Source organism: Achromobacter sp. (assembly GCF_032102605.1).
In the GTDB taxonomy this organism is placed as follows: domain Bacteria; phylum Pseudomonadota; class Gammaproteobacteria; order Burkholderiales; family Burkholderiaceae_B; genus Achromobacter.
Genome location: NZ_DAMDGT010000013.1, coordinates 23610 through 45488 on the forward strand (window position 1 = coordinate 23610; position 21879 = coordinate 45488).

A 21879-nucleotide genomic window follows, 5' to 3' on the forward strand; every position below is an offset into this window, starting at 1 on the left:
GCAAGGGATGGAAGCGAACCGCTACGACGTTTACCGCGAAGACATTGCTGGCCGCGCCAATGTGGCCGACTCGCCAGAGCGGGTGGCCTATTACCAGGAACTTGCCCGGCTGGAGACGGGGGCCCTGTGGACGGTGGCGAACAAGATCGAGCCCTGGGCGCCGCGGTCCGCGTCGGTGCCAGTGGTCTGGCGTTACCGGGACCTTCGCGGCCATGTCCTGCGATCCGCCGAACTCGTGTCTCCCGAAGAGGCGGGTCGTCGCGTCATCTATCTGAATAATCCGGGGCGGCGCGATGTGGCGGCGGCGGTGGGCTGGCTGTATTCCGGCCTGCAGGTGATGAAGCCAGGCGAGCTGGCTTCGGCGCATGCGCACACCCATTCCGCGCTGCGTTTCATCATGGAAGGCCGCGGCGCGTACACGGTGGTGGACGGCCACAAGATGACGCTGGGCGCGAATGACTTCGTGCTGACGCCGAACGGCACCTGGCATGAGCACGGTGTGGCGGAAGACGGCACCACCTGCATCTGGCAGGACGGCCTGGATATCCCGTTGGTCAACGCGCTGGAGGCCGGTTTTTATGCCGTGCATCCCGATCTGAACCAAGCGGTGACGCATCCCGTCGACGACACCACGGGCGCGTGGGGCGGCGTGGCGCTGCGGCCGCAGGTGTCCGGCTGGACCAAGCCGTACTCGCCGCTTTTCAAGTACGAATGGGAGCCCACGTACGAAGCCCTGCGCCGCTACGCGCGCACGACGGCCGGCAGCCCCTATGACGGCATCCTGCTGGAATACGTGAACCCGGCCACGGGCGGCTCGGTCATGCCGACCATCGGCGCCAGCATGCAATTGCTGCGCCCCGGCGAGCACACCAAAGCCCACCGGCATACCGGAAGCTTCATCTTCCAGGTCGCCAAGGGCAGCGGCTTTTCCGTCATCGATGGGAAGCGCTTCGATTGGACCGAACGCGACATTTTCTGCGTGCCTTCGTGGTCCATCCACGAGCACGCCAACCTGTCGTCCAACGACGACGCCTGCCTGTTCTGCTTTAACGACCTGCCCGTGATGCGATCACTTGCGCTCTATCGCGAAGAGGCGCTGCAGGACAACGGCGGCCATCAGATCCTGATCTAGTTTCACTGACATGCGCCGCCGCAAGGCGGTCCGATTCCATCCCATCCCTGACTACCCGGAGTACCTATGCGCCTGGTGACCTTTCGCGCTCATCCCACCGCCGCCGCCCGATTGGGTGCGGTCGTCGACGGCTACGTAGTGGACCTTTTCCTGCTGGGGCAGGAAGGCGGCGTGGACCTGCCCGATGACATGCTCGACTTCATCGACCTGGGGCCGGTCGCGGTGGCCCAGGCGACGCGGCTGATCGACACGTTCCGAGGCAACTGGCCTGTCGGCACGGCATTGCCGCAGGACAACGTGAAGCTGCTGGCCCCCATTCCGCGCCCGCGCAAGAACATTTTCGGCATCGGCCTGAACTACGTGGAGCACGTGGCGGAGTCCAGCCGCACGCTGGACACGTCGGTCGAGCTGCCCAAGCAGCCTGTCATCTTTTCCAAGCCGCCCACCGCGGTGATCGGGCCGGGCGACGCGATCGAGCACAACGCGAAGATCACGCAGCAGCTTGATTGGGAAGTCGAACTGGCCGTCATCATCGGGCGGCGCGCGTCGCGCGTGGCCGAGGCCGACGCGCTGTCGTATGTGTTCGGCTACAGCGTCATGCTGGACATGAGCGCGCGCGATTGCCGCCGCGCGGGCCAGTGGATCTATTCCAAGGGCCAGGACACGTATGCGCCGTTCGGTCCGTGCATCGTGACGGCCGACGAGATCCCGGATCCCCAGGTGCTGGACCTGTGGCTGACGGTCAACGGCGAAAAGAAGCAGGGGTCGAATACGCGCCACATGCTGTTCAAGGTGCCGTTCCTGATCTCCGACATCAGCGCGGGGATCACGCTTGAGCCCGGCGACATCATCGCCACCGGCACGCCGGAAGGCGTGGGAGCCGGCCGCAAGCCGCAGGAATGGCTGTGGCCGGGCGACGTGGTGGTGGCCTGCGTCGAAGGCATTGGCACACTGCGCCATCCCGTGGTGGCGGTGTAAGGGGAGCAACGCGTGAAGCCCAGAATCAAGGCCCCGCGCGAGGATGCGACCGGACCGGGCGGCGCGGATGTCGAAGACATCACGCTGTCCGAGCAGATCTACCGGCTGCTGCGGCGGGACATCATGCGCGGCGCTTTCGCGCCGGGTCAGTCGCTGCGGCTGGAGCTGCTGCGCCAGCGCTACGGGGGCAGCTTTTCGCCCATCCGTGAAGCCCTGAACCGCCTGCGCAGCGAACGCATGGTGTTGACCACGACGTCCCGCGGATTCCGGATCGCGCCGCTGACCGTGGAGGAAATGCGGGACGCCTGCGAGACCCGCATCCTGATCGACTGCGATGCGTTGCGCCGGTCGCTGGCCAACGCCGACGATGCGTGGGAGTCGCGGCTGGTGGGGGCATTCCATGCGCTGGCGTTGGCCGCTCGGCGCGCGGACGAGGCGCCCGCGCTGGACCAGGACCGCGAGGACGCGCTGGAAGCGCGGCACCTGGACTTCCACCACGCGCTGATCGGCGCGTGCCGTTCGCCGTGGCTGTTGGACCTGTCCGCGCAGCTTTACGCGCAGACCGAGCGCTACCGCCGGCCAGCGCGGGCCCGCGCCATGGCCTACGGCGCCGACCGCAATGTCGACGACGAACACCGCCAGCTGTTGGACGCCGCGATCTCGCGCGATGCGGACGGCGCCGTGGCGTTACTGGCGGGGCACTACCGCAAGACGGCGCAGGTCATCGAACGCATTCTCAGCCTTCCCGCAGGGCAAGAGGCCGCCTGAACCGCGTAGCGCGCGCCATGCCGTAAGCTTGTCGTCCATGGCAGACCTGAAACTCCTCGAAGACCTGATTGCGCTGGCGCAGACCGGCAGTTTCGTGCGCGCGGCGGAACTGCGCCACGTCACGCATCCCGCGTTCGGCCGCCGCATCCGCGCGCTGGAGGCCTGGGCCGGCGCGCCCCTGGTGGAGCGGCAGCGGCTACCGGTGACGCTCACCCCGGAAGGCGAGGCGCTGCTCAAGACGGCCACCCAGGTGATCGAGCAGATGGGGCTGGTGCGCCATCGCATCCGCAGTTCGGGGGCGGGCGGCGAGGCCGTGCTGCGGATCGCCACGGGCCGCAGCCTGGCGCGCACGCTGGTGGCCGACTGGATCGCGCGGCTGCGGCACCGCACGCCCAAGGTGCTGACCGACGGCACACAGGTCGAACTGTCCACCGGCAAGGCGCAGGATCTGGTGATCCGTCTGGAACAGGGCAAGGTGGACCTGCTGTGCTGTTACGAACATCCCGCCCTGTCCGTGCCGCTCAGCCCATCGCGCTACCGCTATATGACGCTGGCGACCGACAAGCTGGTCCCGGTCAGCCAGGTCGATGCTCGCGGCCGCCCGCGCTATCTGCTGGAAGAGGGCGGAGCGCCAGTGCCGCTGATCACCTACACGGGCGGGCTGGCCATGGAGCGCATCGTGGGCGACCGGCTGGAAGCCACCCCGTACGCCCTGACGCCGTTCGTGCGCAGCGATTCGCTCGACGCGGCGCATGGCGCGGTCGCCAAGGGTGTTGGCGTTGCCTGGCTGCCGTGGTCGATGGTGGCCGCGGATTGCCGGCGCGGGGCGCTGGCGACGCTGGGCGGGCGCAGCGAAGAAATCGCGTTCGAGGTTCGGCTGTATCGCCCGCGGGCACGGCTGACGGATCTGGCCGAGGCCGCCTGGGAAGCGACCGCCAACCGCAAAGCCTGATTTCTTCAGCGCAGAACCCGATAAGCACGGGGATGTGCTGTTTCAGCACGGCTGACGCCTGGACCCCGCTCGAAAATACCTCCCGAAACTCAAACGAGACGGCCACGCCGTCCACCCCACAGCACCCCAGGGAGAAATAATGAAGTCCATTCTGCACCCGCTGCGCGCAGCGCTGGTCTCGCTTTGCGCCGCCTCGGCCCTTGCCGTCGCACCTGCCGCCTCTGCGGCTGATTACCCTGCCCGCAGCATTTCGCTGATCGTCGGCTACCCCGCCGGCGGCAGCCTGGACCTGACCGCGCGCCTGCTGGGCGAAGAACTGGGCAAGCGCCTGGGCCAGACCGTCGTGGTCGAGAACGTCGGCGGCGCCGGCGGCACGATCGGTGCGCAGCGCGTGGCGCGCGCCGCGCCGGACGGCTACACGATCTTCCTGGGCTCCACCAATGAAATGGTGATCGCCCGCATGATCAACAGCGCTGTGAAGTACGACAGCGCCAAGGACTTCACGGCGCTGGGCATCGTGGCTTCGCAGCCGATGCTGCTGGCCGCCAGCAAGAACTCGGGTGTGAAGACCGCCGCCGACTACCTGCAAAAGCTCAAGGGCGCGGCGCCGGGCACGTTCAACTACGGCTCGTCCGGCGTGGGCACGACGTTGCACCTGGCCGGTGAAATGATCAACCAGGCCACCAGCACGCGCGCCGAGCACGTGCCCTACCGCGGCGTGTCGCCGCTGGTGACGGACTTGATGAGCGGACAGCTGGACTACGGCATGCTGGTGCTGTCGTCGGGCCTGCCCCAGGTGCGCAGCGGCAATATCGTGGCGCTGGGCCTGACCGAGAACAAGCGTTCGCCCGCCGCGCCGGAAATCGCGCCGCTGGCCGCCACGCCGGGCTTCGAGTCCGTGGACATCAACCTGTGGTTCGCGCTGTACGGCCCCGCAGGCCTGCCCGAGCCGGTGGTGGCCAAGCTGCGCGGCGTGCTGGATGAAACGCTGAAGTCCGAGCAGTTCCGCGCCAAGATGCAGGAAGCCGGCGGCGAAGTGGCCAAGCCGGGTGTCGATCCCGTGGCCTTCCAGGCCGAAGAAACCAAGAAGTACGGCGCGCTCGTGAAGGCCGCCAAGATCGAGGCGCAATAAAGGCTGCGCGTCGTAAATCAAGTCATCGTCAGACAGGCATCAAGCGGACATCACCATGGAATTCAAGCTCCCCGTACCCGACCTCGCCGCCGAACGCGCGGGCAATACCGATACGCCCGGCGTGTGGCACTTTGATTCGGGCGTTCCGGGACGGGCGCTCATGGTGTCCGCGCTGGTGCACGGCAATGAACTGTGCGGCGCATGGGCGCTGAAGGAATTGCTGGCGTCGGGCCTGCGCCCGCGCCGCGGCAGCCTGACGCTGGCGTTCTGCAATCTGGACGCGTTCGACCGTTTCGACCTGGCCAACCACGATGCCTCGCGCTTTGTGCAGGAAGACATGAACCGTGTCTGGAGCGCCGAGCGGCTGGACAATCCCACGACGCCGGACCGCCAGCGCGGCGCTGCGCTGCGCCCCTGGGTGCGCCGCGCGGACTGGCTGCTGGACCTGCATTCGATGCATGAGCCGGGCGCGCCGCTGCTGCTGACGGGCGTGCTGCCTCGCAATGTCGCGTTGGCGCGCCGCCTGAAGGCGCCGCAGCATGTGATCGTCGACGCCGGGCACAAGGATGGCGTGCGCATGCGCGACTTCGAGCACTTTGGCGACCCGGCCCGGGAAGACGCTTGCGCCTTGCTGATCGAATGCGGGTTTCACGGCGACCTGTCGTCGCGCGACGTGGCGCGCGACATGGTGGCGCGGATGCTGGTTGAGTCGGGGGTGGTGGACGCCGCGGACCTGCCCGCGGGCTGGATGTTGCCTGACGCCGTGGATCAACGCGTGCTGGAAGTCACGGACGCCGTGGTGGCGCCGTCCATGAACGTGCGTTTCGCCGGCCCGTGGTCGGGACTGGAAACGTTTGAAAAGGCGGGGTCTTCGATCGGCTGGGCCGATGAACAGCCCATCGTCACGCCCTACGACAACTGCACGCTGATCATGCCGTCGCTGCGGCAACTGAAGCCCGGCGTGACGGTGGTCAGGCTGGCCCGCGACTACGCGGGCTGAAGACTGTGCGGGGCTGCGTGGGGCTGCTTGGGGTTACTTCACTTCTGCGGCGTGTAGCGCAGCTCGTCTAGCTGGTAACCCTGCGCCGTCGCGGCGGCCAGCGCTTTGTCCAATTCTTCCTTGGGCATTTGCGGCGAACGCGACAGGATCCACAGGTACTTGCGGTCTGGCGTGCCGACCACGGACCAGCGGTACTCCGGGTCCAGTCCGATCACCCAGTAATCGCCCTTGAACGGCTTGAAGAACGAGACTTCAAGCTTGGCGTTGTTGCTGCCTTCCACGACCGTGGCGGTGCCCGACGCCGAATCGATATCCCCGTCCTTCGTGCGGCAGCGGTTGTTCACGCCGATCGTGCCATCGGGATGCGCGGTGTATTCCGCCGTGGTGTCGCCAACGCAGTTGCGCTGAAAGAACATGGGAAAGTTCGCGATTTCGTACCACATCCCAACGTAGCGCTTCAGGTCGACGGATTCGACGGTCTGCATGGGCGGCGGCGCGGCATGGGCGATGCCCGCCATGCTGGCCGCCAGGGCCAGCAGGAATTTTGCGGTGCGGCGCATGGGTAAAACCTCCTGATGTGACTGGTCAGGTCCGCGCCGTCCGCCAGCCAGGCGCCGGGCGCGAACCGAACCCTAACGATACGCCTTATTTGATCGGCGCCTTAAGCGCGTCGTGATAGCGGGCCACATAGGTTTCGAAATCGTCCGTGTCCGACTGCTCCAGTCGAAGCTGCTCCGCGGCGGACTGTGCGGCTGCCTGCTGATATTCCGTTGCCAGCGCGGCCGGCAGCGGCTGCGCGCGCAGCGCATCCGCCTGCTTGCGGCTGAGTTCGAGCGAGTAGTCGTGGAACGACAGGCCGGAGTCCTTCAGCGAGGCGAGCAGTCGTGCCGAAGGCGTGGATTCGGGCTGGTCGAGCTTGGCGCGCTGCGCGGCCAACGCTTCGGCGTAGGCGCTGCCGCCCAGCGCCGCGTCGTACAGCGCGGCGTAGGGCGCGATCTGGTCAAGCAGTTCATGGCCCCATTGCGTGAGGCTGATGGCCTGGCCTTCGCGGTCCAGCATCAGGCCGGGCTTGCGGCCTTCCTTCACGACGGTCGAGAAATTGTCGGCGCTGCGTTGACAGTAGCCGTTGGCGGGGAAGAAGGGACTGTCCGAGGCGGTGCAGAACAGCAGGAAGGCGTCGACGAAGCGGCTGGTGGCGGCGTCGATGCCCACGGGCGAGTACGGGTCGATGTCCAGGCAGCGCACTTCAACATATTGGACGCCGCGTTCGGCCAGCGCGGTGATGGGGCGTTCGCAGCGGCCCGTGGCGCGCTTGGGGCGAATGCTGGAGTAGTACTCGTTTTCGATCTGCAGCACGTTGGTGTTGAGCTGGATCCATTCGCCGTCGCGATGCGTGCCGATCTTCTGGTAGTCGGGCCACGGCTGCGTCACCGCGCCGTACAGGCGGCCGAGGAAGGTGTCGAGGTCGTTGTAGCAGAGCTTGAGCTGCGACTGCGCCTTGTTCTGGTAGCCCAGGTCGCTCATGCGCAGGCTGGTGGCGTAGGGCAGATACAGCGTGTGGTCGCCCAGCTTTTCCAACGCGTGGTCCTGCCCTTTCAGGAAGCCGCTGGCCAGGGCGGGAGCCGCGCCAAACAGGTACATCAGCAGCCAGGAATAGCGCGTGAAGTTGCGGATCAGGCCGATGTACCCGCGCGAGCGGCGGTCCTGCACCGAGCCCGGCTGCGTATCCAGGACGGACCACAGGTCTTCTGGCAGCGAAAAGTTGTAGTGCACCCCCGCGATGCACTGCATCGTCTTGCCGTAGCGCTCGGCCAGGCCGCGCCGGTATACGTGCTTGAGCATGCCCGTGTTGGACGTGCCATACCAGGCAATGGGAATGTCGCACTCGGCCGGCAGCGTCGCCGGCATGGATTGGTTCCAGATCAGTTCATGGTCCAGCACGCTGTACACGTGGCGATGCGTGTTGGCCAATTCAGCCAGCAGCGCGTCCACGTCAGTATGCGTGCCCGTGATGAGCTCGAGCAGCGATTCGGAATAATCGGTGGTGACGTGTTCGTTGGTCAGCGCCGAGCCCAGCCCGGCGGGGTGCGGCGTGCGGGCCAGGATGCCCTGTTCGTCCACGCGCAGGCCTTCTTTCTCGATGCCCCGCAGGGTCTGGGTCAGCAGCGAGCGGTTGGCCTCTAGGCGGGCGAGGCGGTTGGCGGCAGTATCGGTCACGGATTCTTCTCGTTGGGGGCTGTCGCCGGATTTTACGGGGTGCTGGCCTCCTGTGCAGAGGGAACCAGTACTGGGGACAGGGACAATGCCTGGGACGTGCGCGCCAGCCATTCGTCCAGGTCAGCATAGACCGGATCCGCGATGGGGGCGGTTTCGTTGAATATCTCGTGCCAGGCCGTGTCGTACCAGCGCAGGGTGAGCAGTTCGGCCGGTGCCCGCTGGGCAAACTGGCGGCTTCCCTCGGCGGCGACGATGGAGTCGTCGCCAGCCACCATCAGCAGGGTGCGGCAGGGCAGCAGCCAGGCCTCGCGCAGGGCTTCCTGGCCGGCCTCGTCCACGAAGCGCGCCAGCCGGCCCGTCATGCGGCGCCGCACCAGGGGGTCCGATCGGTAGGCCTTCACGACGGCCCGATCATGGGAAATCCGCGCCGGCGCCAGCCCATGGGGCACGCGCAAGTCCGGGGCGTGCAGGGACATCCAGGACAAAGTGCGGCGCACCCACTGCGGCACGTTGACGGCAAAGGGCGGCGAGCTGAGCACCAGCCCGTTCAGGTCCGCCAAGCGACGTTGGGCGATGCGCACGGCGACGAGAGCGCCCAGGCTGTGTCCCAGCAGGATGGGCGGCCGACCCTGCGCCTGCGTCCAGGCATGCAGCCTGTCGACGGCATCGGTGACCAGGTCTTCCTGTTGCTTCAGGGTGGCGGGATGCCCGGCCGAGCGGCCGTGGCCGCGGTGATCATGGGCGCCCACGGTCCAGCCGCGCGCCGTCAGCCAGCGCGCCAGGCGGTCGTAGCGTCCGGCGTGCTCGCTGAGTCCGTGCATCAGGTACACGCTGGGACTGCCTGCGCCGGCGATGGGAAGCGGCACATTGGGCGCGGCTGCCCACGAATAATTGGCCAGCGACGTGCCGTCGGGCGCGGGGGTCATCGAAATCGGCGACAATTTCTGGATTCCTCGAAATGACTAGACCCTTGCGGGTCCTCGGGTAATGACGATTTCATCGCTGTTTCGTTTCATGCTGAAGAAAACGGGCCTTTTTTTGGCGCTGGCCCTGGCGCTGGCCGCGTGCTCGCCCAGTTACAACTGGCGCGAGATGGACGTGGCCGATGGGCACGTGCGCGCGGCGTTTCCCGCACGGGTGTCCACAGAAACCCGTGATCTGAAGCTGGACAACCACACCCTGAAGTTCACCCTGGCCAGTGCGACGGTAGACGAGGCGGTCTTTGCCGTGGGATCGGCGCCGCTGCCGCCGGAGATCGCGGCCAGCCCCGCGGCCAGGCAGGCGCTGGGTGTTGCGCTGATGCGATCGCTGCACACCAACATGCAGTCGCCGCCGCCCACCGATTGGCCGCCCTATGGGCAGGAAATTGAGGTGCGGGGCAAGGCGGTGGGCAAGCCGGGATGGCTGCTGGCCAAGGTGTGGGTGACGGACACGATGCTGATCGAGGCCGTGGCCGCCGGCACCGAGGAAAGCCTGCCCGCCGATCGCGCGCGCGAGTTCCTGCGGTCGGTCGTCGTCAAGCCTTGACGTCATCGAGCAGACCCAGCCGCAGGGCGGCCACCACGGCTGCGCGCCGGCCGCGCACGCCCAGCCGGCAGCAGGCGTTGCGCAAGTGAAAATTGACCGTGCTTTCGCTGACGCCCAATATGCGGGACGTTTCCCAGCTGGTTTTGCCGGCGGCCGACCAATGCAGGCAGGCGGCCTGGCGGTCGGACAGCCGCAAGCCGGCGCACGGCGTTGCGCTGCCGGCGGCATAGGGCGATTGGGCGTGCGGAAAGAAACGCGTCGGCGTGACGGACATGGCGGCGGGGGCGGGACGCCCATTCATGAACAATGGCCTTATGCTGCGGCGGGCGCCGCGGGCAGGGCAAGCAATGATGCCGCGACGCATCAATCTCTTTATCTCTGACGGAATAGTTGCATGTTGGCCATCGCGCAGTTTTATTTGTCAGCCATCGTGCTGATGCTGCCCCTGCTTTCCTGCGTGGGAATCGGGCTGTTCTGGGGCAAGCGCGATCTTCCCTTCGGCGGCAGCTTCATCACCACGCTGGTGACGTCGGTGACCACCCCGGCGCTGGTGTTCCACACATTCGTCACGACCCACCTGGACGACCGGGCGCTGGCCGACGTGGCCGCCGCGACCCTGATCGCGCTGCTGCTTTGCGCGCTGTTGTGCGCCGCGCTGCTCAAGGTCTGGAAGCTGCCGGTGTTGAGCCTGCTGCCCACCGCCTTCCTGCCGAACGCCGGCAACCTGGGGCTGCCGATCTCGCAGCTGGCTTTCGGCGACGCCGGCCTGTCGGTCGCGGTGGCGTTCTTCGCGGTGAATTCGTTCGTGATGCACACCATCGCGGTGCGGCTGCTGCCCGGCGTGAACACCAAAGGAAGCTGGAAGAGTCCGATCCTGCTGGCTTCCGTCGTGGCCGTGGCCATGCGGGTGCTGCACATCCCGGTGCCGGAGTGGATCATCGAAACGGCGCGCATGCTGGGCGCGGTCACGGTGCCGTTGATGCTGTTGAGCCTGGGCCATGCCCTCGCGCTGATTCCTTCCAACGGCATGCGCGACGGCGCCAAAGTGGCGGCGATCCGCCTGGCCGTGGGCCTGGCGACGGGTCTGGCGGTGGCGTGGGCGCTGGATCTGGAGCCCGTGCTGGCGGGCGCGCTGACGCTGCAGATGGCCATGCCCTGCGCCGTGGTCAGCTACATGTACACCCGGCGCTACACGCAGTTGGGAGACACCGCGGCGGGCGCCGTGCTGGTGTCCACCGTGGTGTTCCTGCTGCTGGCGCCCCTGATGCTGTGGTTCTCCCACGGGCAGTAGAGGGCGCCGGGCCGGTTCAGCCCGCGCCCGCCATGGCGCGCAGTTGAGCCATCAGCGTGTCGGGCAGTTCCAGGCCATGCTTGATGGCCTCGTCGCGCAGCTTGCGGCGGCGGTCGCCCGGCAAACGTACGCCGTCGTCGTCGAGCATGGCCTCCACCAGCGTTTCGACGCGTTCCAGATAGGCGTCGTTGCCGGCCAGCGCGTTGGGGTCGATCGCCATGAACGCCTGGCCCAGGCGCGCCGGGCCGCCTTCGTCCACGAAGAACGACTCCGTTTCGAATCCGAAGCGCGCGCCGGTCAGCGCGCAGGCCAGCAGTTCGACGATAAGCGCCAGCATCGCGCCCTTGACGCCGCCCGCGGGCAGCATGCTGCCCGCCAGCCCGGCCTTCGGGTCGGTGGTGGGTTGGCCGTCCGCGTCCAGCGCCCAGCCCAGCGGGATGGGCTGGTTGTCGCGCGCCGCGATCATGAGCTTGCCGCGTGCCACTTGCGATAGAGACAGATCGACGACCAAACGGCCGCCGCCGCGGCGCGGAAAAATCGCTGCGATGGGATTGGTGCCGAACAGCGGCCGTTTGCCGCCCCAAGCAGGCATGGCGGCCGGAGAATTGCCCAGCGCCAGCCCCACCATGCCGGCATCGGCCAGCGCCTCGAGGTGATAGGCGGCCACCCCGAAGTGATGGCTGTTCGACACCCCGACGAACGCGACGCCGTGCTCGCGGGCGCGGGTCGCAGCCTGATCCACGGCCATCGCGCAGGCGGGAAACGCCAAGCCGGAACCTGCGTCGATCAGCGCCGCGCCGCCACGCTCGTGCACGATGCGGGGCTCGGCCGTGCCGATGGCGCGGCCGGTGCGCAGGTGGCCGGCGTAGAACGCGACGCGCGACAGGCCATGGGAGCTGAGCCCCTGGCTTTCCGCGAAGACCAGCGCGCGCGCGGTGCTGTCCGCCATGATCGGGTTGGCGCCGGCGGCGGCAAGCCCGGCCGCGGCCAGGTGTTGAAGTTCGTCCAGATAGATGTGAGCCATATCCTTCCTGTCGTGGGAGGCGCGCCGCGCCTCGTCAGCGTGCGCGGGCGTCAAGCGCTATTGTCACACCGGCGGCCACCATGTCGGAAACCCGCGTATTGGCCTCTTGCGTCAGGCCCGCGATGTGCGGCGTGAGGATGAGATTCGGGGCGTCGGCCAGCGGGCCGCCGGCCGGCAACGGTTCCTGTTCGAAGACGTCCAGCGCCGCGCCGCGCAGTGCGCCCGCGCGCAGGGCCTGCGCCAGCGCGGCTTCGTCGACGATGCCGCCGCGCGACGTGTTGATCAGGACGGCGCCCGGCCGCATGCGGCCGATGCGGGCGGCGTCCAGCAGATGGCGGGTGTCGGGGGTGAGCGGCACGTGCAGGGTCACCACGTCGGCCTGCGCAAGCAGCTCGTCCAGCGGCAGCGGCGCGGCGCCGGTTTCCTGCCAGGCAGGGTGGCCGGGCGGCAGCGCCGCATCGCTGCCCACGACGCGCATGCCCAGTCCTCGGGCAAGCGTCGCGGCCAGCCGGCCGATGCCGCCAAAGCCCACCACGCCAAGCGTCCGTCCGTGCGCTTCCAGTCCCTGCGACAGCGCTGCGCGGGGCCACTTGCCCGCCGCGACGTCGGGCGTGGCCGCGTAGGCGCCGCGCAGCAGCGTAAGCATCGTGCCTATGACGTACTCGGCCACCGCCCGCGCGTTGGCGCCGGTGGCCGGAATGACCTGGATGCCGCGCGCCTCGCAGCCGGGCAGGTCGATGTTGTCCAGCCCCACGCCCAACCGCCCCACCGCAAGCAGTCGCGGGGCGGCCGCCAGCAGTTCGGCGTTCACCTGGCTGCGGTTGCGCACGATGAGCGCGTCGGCCTCGGCGGCGGCGTCCAGCAGGGCGCCGCGCTGTTCGACCAGGTCGGGGGCGTAATGCACGTCGAACCGCTGCCGCAAGGCATCGACGGCGGGCGCATCCATGAACTCCGAAATCAGTACTCGCATCTGCCGGGCTCCTCGTCGTGATGGGCAGGGTGGGGCGGGCCGCGTCAGGCGACCTGGATGTTGGCGTCGCGGATGATCTTGGCCCAGCGGTCGACCTCGGACTTGAGGTAGGCGCCGAATTCCTGCGGTCCGCGCGGCTGCGGCACAAAGCCCAGTTGCAGCAGGGCCTGCTGCATGGCGGGCTGCGACACCTGCTTCACGATGGCGCCGCCGATGCGCTCGACCAGTTCCGGCGGCGTGCCGGCCGGAGCGAGCACGCCGGTGAAGTTTTCGACGATCAGGTCGGGCAGGCCGACTTCCGCCACGGTGGGCAGGTCGGGCAGATCCTTGCTGCGTTCGCGCGTGGTGATGGCCAGCGCGCGCAGCGAGCCGTTCTTCACGTGCGCCAGGGACTCGGGATAGTTGGAGAACACCACGTCCAGGTGCCCGCCGATCAGGTCCGTCAGCGACGGCGCGCCGCCCTTGTACGGCACGTGCATCAGCGGCGTGCCCGTGAGCTTCTGGTACAGCGCCAGCGTCAGGTGCGGCGGCGTGCCATTGCCGCTGGAACCGGCCGACAGCGGCTTGGCCTTCGCCGCCCGAGCCAGGTCGTCCATGCTCTTGATGGGGCTCTTGGCGTTGACGACCACCATGATGGGCGAAGACGCCAGTCCCGCCAGCGGCGTCAGGTCGCGGGTCAGGTCGTAGCCCGCCTTGCCGGCGAACAGGGTGGCGTTGGCGGCGTGGGACAACGTAATGGCCAGCCAGGTGTAGCCGTCCGGCGCGGCGTGCGAGACATGCGCCGCGCCGATGTTGGCGCTGCCGCCCGGCTTGTTTTCCACCACGACGTTCCAGCGTTCCGCGTCGCTCAGCGCCTTGCCGACCTGCCGCGCGGCGACGTCCGTCAGGCCGCCTGGCGGAAAGGGCACGACGTAGTTGATGGGGCGGTCGGGCCAGGCGCCTTTCTGCGCCAGCGCCCGTTCCCACGGGGCCAGCGCACAGAGGCCGGCGGCGCCCAGGGCGCCGAGCAGGCGCCGGCGTTGCGCGTCGTGCAGGGGGTATTGCGGTTCGCTACTCATCTGTCTTCCTCCTTGGGGATGGTGCCCGGGTAGGAATGCATACGCCTGTTGCTGCCGCGGTCTGCGCCCGGGTCTGCTGGTTCTAGTCGTGATGCCGCGATGGTGTCGCGAGGGGTGGCCGGCGCGCCCTCCTTGACGCGCCGGCGCGAGCGCTAGGCGCTTTCGAAAATCCGCGTCAGGACGAATTCCCGGTGACCCAGGGCCTCGGCCGCGGTCCAGCGGCCGTTGGCGGTGGCCAGCATGCATTCCAGCAGCTTGTCGCCCGCCTGGTTCAGGTCGATTTCCCGCTGCAGCAGGCCGCTGGTGTCCACGTCGATGTGCTCGGACATGGTGCGCACGGTGCGCGGATTGGCGCAGATCTTGATGACCGGCAGGATGGGATTGCCGATGACGTTGCCCTGGCCGGTGGGGAAGAAATGCACGGCGTAGCCCGATGCGGCGCACAGGGTCACCATCTCGGCCGCCGCCGACGATGAGTCCATGAACCACAGGCCCGGGCCGTCGGGGATCTCGGCCTTGTCGATCACGCCGTCGACGCGGCACTTCTTGCCGATCTTCTGGATGTTGCCCAGGGCCTTTTCCTCGATGGTGGTCAGACCGCCGGCGATGTTGCCCTTGGTGGGCTGGGATTCGGACAGGTCGCTGGTTTTCCAGCGGTCGATCATGGCCTGGTAGCGGTCGAACATGAACATGAAGCGTTCGCGCACGGCGTCGTTGGCGCAGCGTTCGGCCACGATGTGTTCGCCGCCGGTCAGTTCCGACGTTTCGCCGAACACCAGCGTGGACCCCAGCGCATACAGCTTGTCGAAGGCATTGCCCACGGTGGGATTAGCGCCGCAGCCAGATGTGGTGTCGGATTCGCCGCACTTGGTGGACACCCACAGGTCGGCGATCGGGCATTCGCTGCGCGTGAGCGCGGTGGCGTAATGCACGTATTCCTTGGCGCAGCGAGATGCGCGCATGATGGTGTCGTGGTCGCCGTGCAGTTCGATGCTGAAGCCCATGACCGGCTTGCCGGTGGCGGCGATGCCGTCCACGACGCGCTTGGTCCAGCCTTCCTCGATGCCGATGACGACGACGGCCGCGACGTTGGGGTTACAGCCGGTGCCGATCAGCGTGCGGAAGTGCAGTTCCAGATCTTCGCCGAATTGCAGCCGGCCGTACGGATGGGGCAGGGCCAGCGTGCCCTTGATGTTGTTGGCGACGGCTTCGGCCGCCGCGTTGGAGATGTCGTCAACGGGCAGGACGATGACGTGATTGCGCACGCCGACGCGGCCATTGTCGCGGCGATAGCCCTGGAAGGCGGTGCTGGAATCGATGATGGACATGGTGATTTCCTGTGCGATGGGGGGACGCTTACCAGCGCTTGGTCTTGATGTTGTGCACATGGGCGTGCTGGCCGGCCTTGATGGGCTCCACCACGCGGCCGATGTCCACGCCGTACTTGAAGACCGTGTCGCCGACGGCCATGTCCTGCATCGCGACCTTGTGGCCGATGGGGATGTCCTGGGATGCGCGCACATGGATGATCCTGTCCTCATCCATGATCCAGGCGTTCAGCTCCGTTCCGGCGGTAAGGCCTTCCACCACGGCGACCGCCACCGTGTCCTTCGCATCGTGCAATACGGCGTGAATCATTGTCTTCCTCTCTTGGTCTGGTGCGCCGCCGGGGTGCTGCACGCGGCGCGGATCACAACGGCCAGGAAATCTTAGGGCCGCCTTTTTTTAAAGTCAACTAAATCATATAGATGAATTGTATGACTTGAGCGAACGGAGTTCGCACCGCTACACTTGGGGGCCGTGAATATTGCGATGCACCCATGAACACCAGCCTGTCACCGACTGTGCCTTTGGGCAGTCCCTTGTACGAACAGGTCAAGCAGGCCGTGCTTGGCGCGCTGGCGCAAGGCGAATGGAAGCAGGGCGAGGCGATTCCGCCGGAAAAGAATCTTGCCGAGCGCTTCGGCGTATCGATCGGCACCCTGCGCAAGGCCATCGACGAACTGGCCGCCGAAAACATCCTGGTTCGTCATCAGGGGCGGGGCACTTACGTGGCGGTGCACACGCGCAACCACCATTTCTTCAAGTTCTTCCGCATCGTCGGCCAGGACGGCGGCAAGTCCTATCCCACCACCGAACTGGTGCGATTCCGCCGCGTCAAGGCGTCGGCGGTGGCGCGCGAAAAGCTTGCCCTGCCTGCCGGCGCCTACGTGTACGAATTCCTGAACGTGCTGTCGCTCAACGGCGACGTGGTCATGGCCGATGACGTCTGCCTGCCGGAGTCGCGTTTTCCAGGGCTAACCGAGGAGCATCTGCGTGAGCGCTCCAGCACGTTGTATGCGCTTTACCAGGACCTTTTCGGCGTGAACGTCATCGCCACCGACGAACGGCTGCGGACCTGCCTGGCCGAGCGCACGCATGCGCGCTGCCTGGGCGTGCCCGAGGGCAGCGCGCTGCTGGAGATCCGGCGCATCGCGTTTTCCTACAACCGCCAGCCGGTGGAGTGGCGCGTGTCCCGCGTGAATACCGCAAGCTACGAATACCTGGGACAGGAGCCCTGGGAGGCGGGCGCCTGACCGCGCGGCGGCGGCGGGACACCGCCGTGTCGAAGCCGTCAGCCAGGCCGCCAGCCGGCCACGTCCGCGATAAAGGCCTTGCTGCCCGGCACTTCAAGCAGTGCTAGAATTCTTGCCGCACTATCCAATTTCGGCGCCGATTTGCCTGATCCGCTTGCGGGCGCCTTCCAATAAATCCAGCTAAAGAGGTCCGTATGACCACTCCTGCCCAGCATTTGGCCGGTGATTCGGCCAGCGGGTTCGTACCCGCAACCGTCACGACATCCGATTCCGTTGATCCCGGTTCGGTCGGTCTCGTCGCTCCCACCTTCATTCGTTTCGATGAGCCGCTGCCCTTGCTCAGCGGCCAGTCGCTGGCTTCGTACGAGCTTGCCGTCGAAACCTACGGCACGCTCAATGCCCAGCGCACCAACGCCATCCTGATCTGCCACGCGCTCAATGCCTCGCATCACGTGGCTGGCCTGGCCGCGGACAATCCGACGGACGTCGGCTGGTGGGACAACATGGTGGGCCCCGGCAAGCCGGTGGACACCAACATCTTCTTCGTGATCGGCGTCAACAACCTGGGCTCGTGCTTCGGGTCGACGGGTCCGGCCAGCATCAACCCCGCGACGGACAAGCCGTGGGGCGCGGCGTTCCCGGTGCTGACGGTGGAAGACTGGGTGCGCGCGCAGGCGCGGGTGGCGGACCATTTCGGCATCGAACGCTTTGCCGCGGTGATGGGTGGATCGCTGGGCGGCATGCAGGCCCTCAGCTGGTCCATCACCTTGCCCGAGCGCGTCGCAAATTGCATCGTCATCGCCAGCACGCCGCGCCTGTCGGCGCAGAACATTGGCTTCAACGAAGTGGCCCGCCGGGCCATCATCACCGATCCGGACTTCCACGGCGGCGACTATTACGCGCAGGACACCGTGCCGCGCCGCGGCCTGTCGGTCGCGCGCATGATCGGGCACATCACGTATCTGTCCGATGACGACATGGCCGAGAAGTTTGGCCGAGCCCAGCGCGCGCCCGCCGAGAACGGCGCCTACCGCTACGGCTACGACGTCGAATTCGAGGTCGAGTCCTACCTGCGTTACCAGGGCGAGAAGTTCACGCGGTATTTCGACGCCAATACCTATCTGCTCATCACCCGCGCGCTGGATTACTTCGATCCGGCCCGCACGACGGGCGGCGACCTGGCCCGCGCGCTGGCGCCCGCCAAGTCGAATTTCCTGCTGGTGTCGTTCTCGACCGACTGGCGTTTCCCGCCGGAGCGTTCGCGCGAAATCGTGCGCGCGCTGCTCAAGAACGGCAGCCCGGTCACATACGCCGAGATCGACGCGCCGCACGGGCACGACGCCTTCCTGCTGGAAGACACGCGCTACCATGCCGTGGTCCGTGGCTACTACGAGCGCATTGCGCGGGACCTGGGCCTGGAGGCCGCCGCCTTGACCGAAGGACAATCCGAATGACTCCCGTGACTCCCCGCTATGCCCATGACGCGCTGCGGCCCGACCTGGCGCGCATCGCCAGCTGGATCGAGCCGGGCAGCCGCGTCCTGGACCTGGGCTGCGGCGACGGCGCACTGCTTGCGCACCTGCGCGACCATCGCCAGGTGAAGGGCGCCGGCGTCGAACTCGACGACACCTGCGTGATTGCGTGCGTGCGGCGTGGCGTCGAAGTCATCCAGCAGAACCTGGAAGACGGTCTGGCGCTCTTCGACGACAAGCAGTTCGACACGGTAGTCCTGTCGCAGACCCTGCAGTCGATGCACCGCACCGAGCACATCCTGCGAGAGATGTCGCGCGTGGCGCGCCACGGCGTGGTGTCGTTTCCCAACTTCGGCTACTGGCCGCACGGCTGGGCCATCCTGCGCGGCCGCATGCCCGTGACCGGGCAGATGCCCTACCAGTGGTACAACACGCCCAACATCCACCTGTGCACGCTGCGCGACTTCGAGCAACTGGCGGGGGAACTTCGCCTGCGCATCCAGGAACGCGCCACGTTCAACGAGGGCAATGAAGTCCGGCTGTTCCCAAGCTGGCGCAGCACGCTGGCGGTGTACCGCTTCGCGTCGCCCTGACATTCCGACACGCCTCCTCCTGACGCAACGGGCGAACAGGCCCTAAAATGCCGCAGGCCTGCGGCCCGAGCCTGTGCCGCCGCCGGTCACGTTCCAGGAGACCGTCATCACCGCTGTATCCAACGTCTACACCAGCCCACGCGTCGCCCCTTTGCTGGTCCTGGGCTTTGCCAGCGGCCTTCCGCTAGCCCTGACCAGCGGCACCTTGCAGGCCTGGGCCACCGTCGAAGGCGTGCCGCTGCAGGAAATCGGTTTCCTCACCCTGGTAGGCACGGCCTACACCATCAAATTTCTCTGGGCGCCGCTGGTCGACCGCTACGCGCCGCCTTTGCTGGGACGCCGCCGCGGCTGGATGCTGGTCACCCAATTGCTGTTGGCCGCGGCGATCATGGCCATGGGCGCGCTGTCGCCGTCGGCGGCGCTGATGCCGCTGGCCCTGCTGGCCGTGCTGGTGGCCTTCCTGTCGGCCACGCAGGACATCGCCTTCGACGCCTACTGCACGGACGTGCTGCGCAAGGAAGAGCGGGGGGCGGGCGCGGCCATCAAGGTCATGGGCTACCGTCTGGCGATGATCGTATCGGGCGGCCTGGCGCTGATCCTGGCGGATCAGTGGATAGGGTGGGGCAATACCTACATGCTGATGGGCGGGCTGATGCTGCTGTGCGCATTGGCCACGCTATGGGCGCCCGAGCCCGAACACATCGCGCGCCCGCCGCGCAATCTGCGCGAAGCGGTGGCCGAGCCCCTGCATGAGTTTTTCACGCGCCGCGGCGCGCTGGCGATCCTGCTGCTGATCGTGCTGTACAAGCTGGGCGACGCGTTTGCCGGCGCCCTGTCCACGACGTTCCTTATACGCGGGGCGGGCTTCACGCCGACGGAAGTGGGCACCGTGAACAAGGTGCTGGGTCTGGCCGCCACCATCATCGGCGCGCTGGCCGGCGGCTCGCTCATGTCGCGTTGGGGCCTGTACCGGTCGCTGATGGCGTTCGGCCTGCTGCAGGCCGTGTCCAATCTTGCCTACTGGCTGATCGCGGTCAGTCCGAAAAACCTGTGGCTGATGGCCACCGGCGTGGGCATCGAGAACCTGTGCGGCGGGCTGGGCACGGCGTCGTTCGTGGGCTTGCTGATGGCGCTGTGCCGCCAGCGGTTTTCGGCCACGCAATTCGCCCTGCTGTCCGCGTTGTCGGCCGTGGGCCGCACCTACCTGGCCGGGCCACTGACCCCGCCGCTGGTGAATCATCTGGGGTGGCCGGGGTTCTTTCTGCTGACGGTGGCCATCGCCATCCCGGGATTGGTGCTGCTGAAGATGCTTCGCGGCACCATCGACGCCATGGAAAAACAGAACGAGGCGTAGCGCGGCTGCGTCTCGTCCTGCATGAAGGCGGCGCGCATGCGCCGCCTTCTTTTTGCCCGGCTTATTCGTCGCCGCTGAGCCTGACGATCAGCACGTCGCTGGGCAGGGATTCCAGCAGCCGTTCGGCCACGCTGCCGATGGCGGTGCGCAGGATGCCCGTGCGGCCATGCGTGCCGGTGACGACAAGATCAGAGCGATGGTTGAACGAATACTCGGACAGCACCGTTTCGGGCTGGCCGGCTTCCAGCACGACCTTTGTGGGCCGGCCCTTGGGCAGTTCAGGGGTTTCGGCGATGAAGCGCTCGGCGCACTGTTCCGCAGTCTTGTAGAAGCTGCTGACGACCGCGTCGTCGGGCACGTTCACGCTCTGGAAGGGCACTTCGTACGCGTTGAAGAGTGTGATCTCGGCGTTGGGGACCAGTTGCAGCGCGGCGCGCAGCGCCTGGCGCGAGCCGTCCGAGAAGTCGGTGGCGACCAGGACGTCGCGGTAAGGCTTGCGTGGGCGGTTCTTCACGACCAGCACCGGCTGGCGGGCCTGGCGGGCCAGTTTTTCGACGGTGGTGCCCAGCAGCAGGCGGCCCAGGGTTTCCTGGCGTGCGATGCCGGCGACGATCAGCGAGCAGCCGTAGGTGTCGGCGGTTTCCATGATGCTGGCGACGGGATCGCCCTTGGCGACCACGACTTCGGTAGGAACGTTGGCGGCGGCCACGTCTTCGGCGAGCTCGCGTTCGGCCAGGGCCTTGTGGTCGGGCGACAGGCGCCGCCACACGGGGGTGGTCAGGCGCGCGGACGTGGCATGGGATTCCATGACGTGCAGCACGATCAGCTTGGTGTTGAGTTCCTTGGTCAACTGCAAGGCGCGATCCAGGGCTCTGTCGCCGCGCGCACTCAGGTCGGTGGCCAGCAGGATGGGGCCAATTTGCTGTGTCATACCTTATCTCCCGGTAGTGGCCAGGGCGTCGGCTCCCGCGTCCGCGCTGCCTGGCCCGTTTGCGCCCGGTCGGGCACGTCTCCATTGTCTCGCCGCGAAACGAGACTGGGCTTGATTGATATCAACGCAAAGACGAGGGTACGGGATGACGCGCTGCCAGGCAATGCCGCCGCCGTCGGCAAGCCTCAATACAATGGGGCCTTCGCCAACCCTCTGCTGATCCATGTTCTCCGATCTTTCGCCTGCCCTGCTGCATACGCTGTACCTGGTCGCCATCGTCGCGGAAGCCATGACGGCGGCGCTTTCGGCGGGTCGTCGCGACATGGACTGGATGGGCGTGTGCATCATTGCGTGCGTCACCGCCCTGGGCGGAGGGTCGCTGCGCGACGTGCTGTTGGGACACTATCCGCTGACCTGGGTGGTGCATCCGGAATACCTGTGGATGACGGGCGGCGCGGCCATCCTGACCGCGTTGATCGCGCCCGTGATGAAGCGTCTGCGCAGCATCTTCCTGCTGGCCGACGCGCTGGGCCTTGTCGCCTTCACCGTCATCGGTTGCCAGGTGGCGCAGATGATGCAGCTGCCCATCACGGTGGTGCTGCTCAGCGGAATGATCACGGGATGCGCGGGCGGGGTGCTGCGGGACGTGCTGTGCAACGAAGTGCCGCTGCTGTTCCGCAAGGAACTGTACGCCAGCGTGTCGCTGGTCACCGGCGCGCTGTACCTGGGATCCATGGCCCTCGGGCTGTCCGCCAACGCTTCCGTGCCCATCGCGCTTGCGGCGGGACTGACGATGCGTCTGCTGGCCCTGCGCTTCAACTGGCAAATGCCCAAGTTCGTGTACCGGGACGACTGGCACTGAGCCGACGCGGCAGGCTCCCCAATACGCCGTATGAAACGTAGT

The 21879-nt window shown here is 67.1% G+C and carries 23 protein-coding genes and 1 riboswitch; of the genes, 13 read left to right on the plus strand and 10 right to left on the minus strand.

The window, feature by feature from the left end; genetic code table 11:
• Positions 1-7 precede the first annotated feature (7 nt).
• The 6 genes from RT614_RS23200 (at position 8) to RT614_RS23225 (ending at position 5962) form a co-directional block, all read left to right on the plus strand.
• On the plus strand, positions 8-1132 hold the full coding sequence (locus RT614_RS23200; protein ID WP_313624523.1) for a cupin domain-containing protein: 1125 nt from the start codon (positions 8-10) through the stop codon (positions 1130-1132).
• 66 nt (positions 1133-1198) lie between these two features.
• Positions 1199-2110 carry a fumarylacetoacetate hydrolase family protein gene (locus RT614_RS23205; RefSeq protein ID WP_313624524.1) on the plus strand — a complete coding sequence of 304 codons (912 nt, stop codon included), beginning with the start codon at positions 1199-1201 and terminating at the stop codon, positions 2108-2110.
• Positions 2111-2122: 12 nt separating this feature from the next.
• Positions 2123-2878, plus strand: a complete 756-nt coding sequence (locus RT614_RS23210) for a GntR family transcriptional regulator (protein WP_313624525.1) — start codon at positions 2123-2125, stop codon at positions 2876-2878.
• A 37-nt stretch (positions 2879-2915) separates the two neighbouring features.
• On the plus strand, positions 2916-3830 hold the full coding sequence (locus RT614_RS23215) for a LysR family transcriptional regulator (protein WP_313624526.1): 915 nt from the start codon (positions 2916-2918) through the stop codon (positions 3828-3830).
• Positions 3831-3969: 139 nt separating this feature from the next.
• On the plus strand, positions 3970-4962 hold the full coding sequence (locus RT614_RS23220; RefSeq protein WP_313624527.1) for a tripartite tricarboxylate transporter substrate binding protein: 993 nt from the start codon (positions 3970-3972) through the stop codon (positions 4960-4962).
• 55 nt (positions 4963-5017) lie between these two features.
• The gene (locus tag RT614_RS23225; RefSeq protein ID WP_313624528.1) at positions 5018-5962 is read left to right on the plus strand and encodes a succinylglutamate desuccinylase/aspartoacylase family protein; all 945 of its coding nucleotides are present in this window, start codon (positions 5018-5020) and stop codon (positions 5960-5962) included.
• A 38-nt stretch (positions 5963-6000) separates the two neighbouring features.
• On the opposite strand, the gene RT614_RS23230 is transcribed toward RT614_RS23225, so the two are convergent.
• The 3 genes from RT614_RS23230 to RT614_RS23240 all read right to left on the minus strand — a co-directional run bounded on the left by RT614_RS23230 (position 6001) and on the right by RT614_RS23240 (position 9120).
• Positions 6001-6522 (minus strand): lipocalin family protein, encoded by a 522-nt coding sequence (locus RT614_RS23230; RefSeq protein WP_313624529.1) that lies wholly within the window; start codon positions 6520-6522, stop codon positions 6001-6003.
• An 85-nt stretch (positions 6523-6607) separates the two neighbouring features.
• Positions 6608-8179 carry a glutamate--cysteine ligase gene (gene gshA, locus RT614_RS23235; RefSeq protein WP_313624530.1) on the minus strand — a complete coding sequence of 524 codons (1572 nt, stop codon included), beginning with the start codon at positions 8177-8179 and terminating at the stop codon, positions 6608-6610.
• 32 nt (positions 8180-8211) lie between these two features.
• Entirely contained in the window at positions 8212-9120 is a 909-nt protein-coding gene (locus tag RT614_RS23240; RefSeq protein WP_313624531.1) for an alpha/beta hydrolase, read from the minus strand.
• Between the two features lie 46 nt (positions 9121-9166).
• Between RT614_RS23240 and RT614_RS23245 the strand changes: the two genes are divergently transcribed.
• Complete coding sequence (locus tag RT614_RS23245) at positions 9167-9706, plus strand: hypothetical protein (RefSeq protein ID WP_313624532.1); 540 nt, start codon at positions 9167-9169, stop codon at positions 9704-9706.
• Here the strand turns inward: RT614_RS23245 and RT614_RS23250 are convergent.
• On the minus strand, positions 9696-10007 hold the full coding sequence (locus tag RT614_RS23250; protein ID WP_409558511.1) for a helix-turn-helix domain-containing protein: 312 nt from the start codon (positions 10005-10007) through the stop codon (positions 9696-9698). The two genes, RT614_RS23245 and RT614_RS23250, sit on opposite strands and share 11 nt — an antisense overlap.
• Positions 10008-10100: 93 nt before the next feature.
• On the opposite strand from RT614_RS23250, the gene RT614_RS23255 reads away from it, so the two are divergent.
• Entirely contained in the window at positions 10101-10997 is an 897-nt protein-coding gene (locus tag RT614_RS23255; RefSeq protein ID WP_313624533.1) for an AEC family transporter, read from the plus strand.
• 16 nt (positions 10998-11013) lie between these two features.
• Here RT614_RS23255 and RT614_RS23260 read toward each other — a convergent pair whose 3' ends face one another.
• The 5 genes from RT614_RS23260 to RT614_RS23280 all read right to left on the minus strand — a co-directional run bounded on the left by RT614_RS23260 (position 11014) and on the right by RT614_RS23280 (position 15687).
• The gene (locus tag RT614_RS23260) at positions 11014-12021 is read right to left on the minus strand and encodes an Ldh family oxidoreductase (protein WP_313624534.1); all 1008 of its coding nucleotides are present in this window, start codon (positions 12019-12021) and stop codon (positions 11014-11016) included.
• Positions 12022-12055: 34 nt separating this feature from the next.
• Positions 12056-12991 carry a hydroxyacid dehydrogenase gene (locus RT614_RS23265; RefSeq protein WP_313624535.1) on the minus strand — a complete coding sequence of 312 codons (936 nt, stop codon included), beginning with the start codon at positions 12989-12991 and terminating at the stop codon, positions 12056-12058.
• 44 nt (positions 12992-13035) lie between these two features.
• Positions 13036-14049 (minus strand): tripartite tricarboxylate transporter substrate binding protein, encoded by a 1014-nt coding sequence (locus RT614_RS23270; protein ID WP_313624536.1) that lies wholly within the window; start codon positions 14047-14049, stop codon positions 13036-13038.
• Between the two features lie 152 nt (positions 14050-14201).
• Positions 14202-15377 carry a UxaA family hydrolase gene (locus RT614_RS23275; protein ID WP_313624537.1) on the minus strand — a complete coding sequence of 392 codons (1176 nt, stop codon included), beginning with the start codon at positions 15375-15377 and terminating at the stop codon, positions 14202-14204.
• Positions 15378-15405: 28 nt separating this feature from the next.
• Positions 15406-15687, minus strand: a complete 282-nt coding sequence (locus RT614_RS23280) for a UxaA family hydrolase (protein WP_313624538.1) — start codon at positions 15685-15687, stop codon at positions 15406-15408.
• A gap of 182 nt (positions 15688-15869) precedes the next feature.
• Between RT614_RS23280 and RT614_RS23285 the strand changes: the two genes are divergently transcribed.
• From RT614_RS23285 to RT614_RS23300, 4 genes are all read left to right on the plus strand, one after another.
• On the plus strand, positions 15870-16625 hold the full coding sequence (locus tag RT614_RS23285; RefSeq protein ID WP_313624539.1) for a GntR family transcriptional regulator: 756 nt from the start codon (positions 15870-15872) through the stop codon (positions 16623-16625).
• A 123-nt stretch (positions 16626-16748) separates the two neighbouring features.
• Positions 16749-16830: riboswitch (SAM riboswitch) on the plus strand.
• Positions 16820-18079, plus strand: a complete 1260-nt coding sequence (locus tag RT614_RS23290) for a homoserine O-acetyltransferase (protein ID WP_313624540.1) — start codon at positions 16820-16822, stop codon at positions 18077-18079. (Overlaps the previous riboswitch by 11 nt.)
• Entirely contained in the window at positions 18076-18690 is a 615-nt protein-coding gene (gene metW, locus RT614_RS23295) for a methionine biosynthesis protein MetW (protein ID WP_313624541.1), read from the plus strand. Before RT614_RS23290 ends, metW begins: the two co-directional genes overlap by 4 nt.
• Positions 18691-18796: 106 nt before the next feature.
• Positions 18797-20044 (plus strand): muropeptide transporter, encoded by a 1248-nt coding sequence (locus tag RT614_RS23300; RefSeq protein ID WP_313624610.1) that lies wholly within the window; start codon positions 18797-18799, stop codon positions 20042-20044.
• 61 nt (positions 20045-20105) lie between these two features.
• Here RT614_RS23300 and RT614_RS23305 read toward each other — a convergent pair whose 3' ends face one another.
• Positions 20106-20975, minus strand: coding sequence for a universal stress protein (locus tag RT614_RS23305; protein ID WP_313624542.1), 870 nt, complete (start codon positions 20973-20975; stop codon positions 20106-20108).
• A 223-nt stretch (positions 20976-21198) separates the two neighbouring features.
• Here RT614_RS23305 and RT614_RS23310 point away from each other — a divergent pair, with 223 nt between their 5' ends.
• Positions 21199-21837 carry a trimeric intracellular cation channel family protein gene (locus RT614_RS23310; RefSeq protein ID WP_313624543.1) on the plus strand — a complete coding sequence of 213 codons (639 nt, stop codon included), beginning with the start codon at positions 21199-21201 and terminating at the stop codon, positions 21835-21837.
• Positions 21838-21879 lie beyond the last annotated feature (42 nt).

Coding starts and splice junctions, on each gene's coding strand:
- RT614_RS23200 (WP_313624523.1), top strand. CDS start 8: ATGGAAGCGAACCGCTACGACGTTTACCGCGAAGACATTGCTGGCCGC.
- RT614_RS23205 (WP_313624524.1), top strand. CDS start 1,199: ATGCGCCTGGTGACCTTTCGCGCTCATCCCACCGCCGCCGCCCGATTG.
- RT614_RS23215 (WP_313624526.1), top strand. CDS start 2,916: ATGGCAGACCTGAAACTCCTCGAAGACCTGATTGCGCTGGCGCAGACC.
- RT614_RS23220 (WP_313624527.1), top strand. CDS start 3,970: ATGAAGTCCATTCTGCACCCGCTGCGCGCAGCGCTGGTCTCGCTTTGC.
- RT614_RS23225 (WP_313624528.1), top strand. CDS start 5,018: ATGGAATTCAAGCTCCCCGTACCCGACCTCGCCGCCGAACGCGCGGGC.
- RT614_RS23230 (WP_313624529.1), bottom strand. CDS start 6,522: ATGCGCCGCACCGCAAAATTCCTGCTGGCCCTGGCGGCCAGCATGGCG.
- RT614_RS23245 (WP_313624532.1), top strand. CDS start 9,167: ATGACGATTTCATCGCTGTTTCGTTTCATGCTGAAGAAAACGGGCCTT.
- RT614_RS23250 (WP_409558511.1), bottom strand. CDS start 10,007: ATGAATGGGCGTCCCGCCCCCGCCGCCATGTCCGTCACGCCGACGCGT.
- RT614_RS23255 (WP_313624533.1), top strand. CDS start 10,101: ATGTTGGCCATCGCGCAGTTTTATTTGTCAGCCATCGTGCTGATGCTG.
- RT614_RS23260 (WP_313624534.1), bottom strand. CDS start 12,021: ATGGCTCACATCTATCTGGACGAACTTCAACACCTGGCCGCGGCCGGG.
- RT614_RS23265 (WP_313624535.1), bottom strand. CDS start 12,991: ATGCGAGTACTGATTTCGGAGTTCATGGATGCGCCCGCCGTCGATGCC.
- RT614_RS23270 (WP_313624536.1), bottom strand. CDS start 14,049: ATGAGTAGCGAACCGCAATACCCCCTGCACGACGCGCAACGCCGGCGC.
- RT614_RS23275 (WP_313624537.1), bottom strand. CDS start 15,377: ATGTCCATCATCGATTCCAGCACCGCCTTCCAGGGCTATCGCCGCGAC.
- RT614_RS23280 (WP_313624538.1), bottom strand. CDS start 15,687: ATGATTCACGCCGTATTGCACGATGCGAAGGACACGGTGGCGGTCGCC.
- RT614_RS23285 (WP_313624539.1), top strand. CDS start 15,870: ATGAACACCAGCCTGTCACCGACTGTGCCTTTGGGCAGTCCCTTGTAC.
- RT614_RS23290 (WP_313624540.1), top strand. CDS start 16,820: ATGACCACTCCTGCCCAGCATTTGGCCGGTGATTCGGCCAGCGGGTTC.
- metW (WP_313624541.1), top strand. CDS start 18,076: ATGACTCCCGTGACTCCCCGCTATGCCCATGACGCGCTGCGGCCCGAC.
- RT614_RS23305 (WP_313624542.1), bottom strand. CDS start 20,975: ATGACACAGCAAATTGGCCCCATCCTGCTGGCCACCGACCTGAGTGCG.
- RT614_RS23310 (WP_313624543.1), top strand. CDS start 21,199: ATGTTCTCCGATCTTTCGCCTGCCCTGCTGCATACGCTGTACCTGGTC.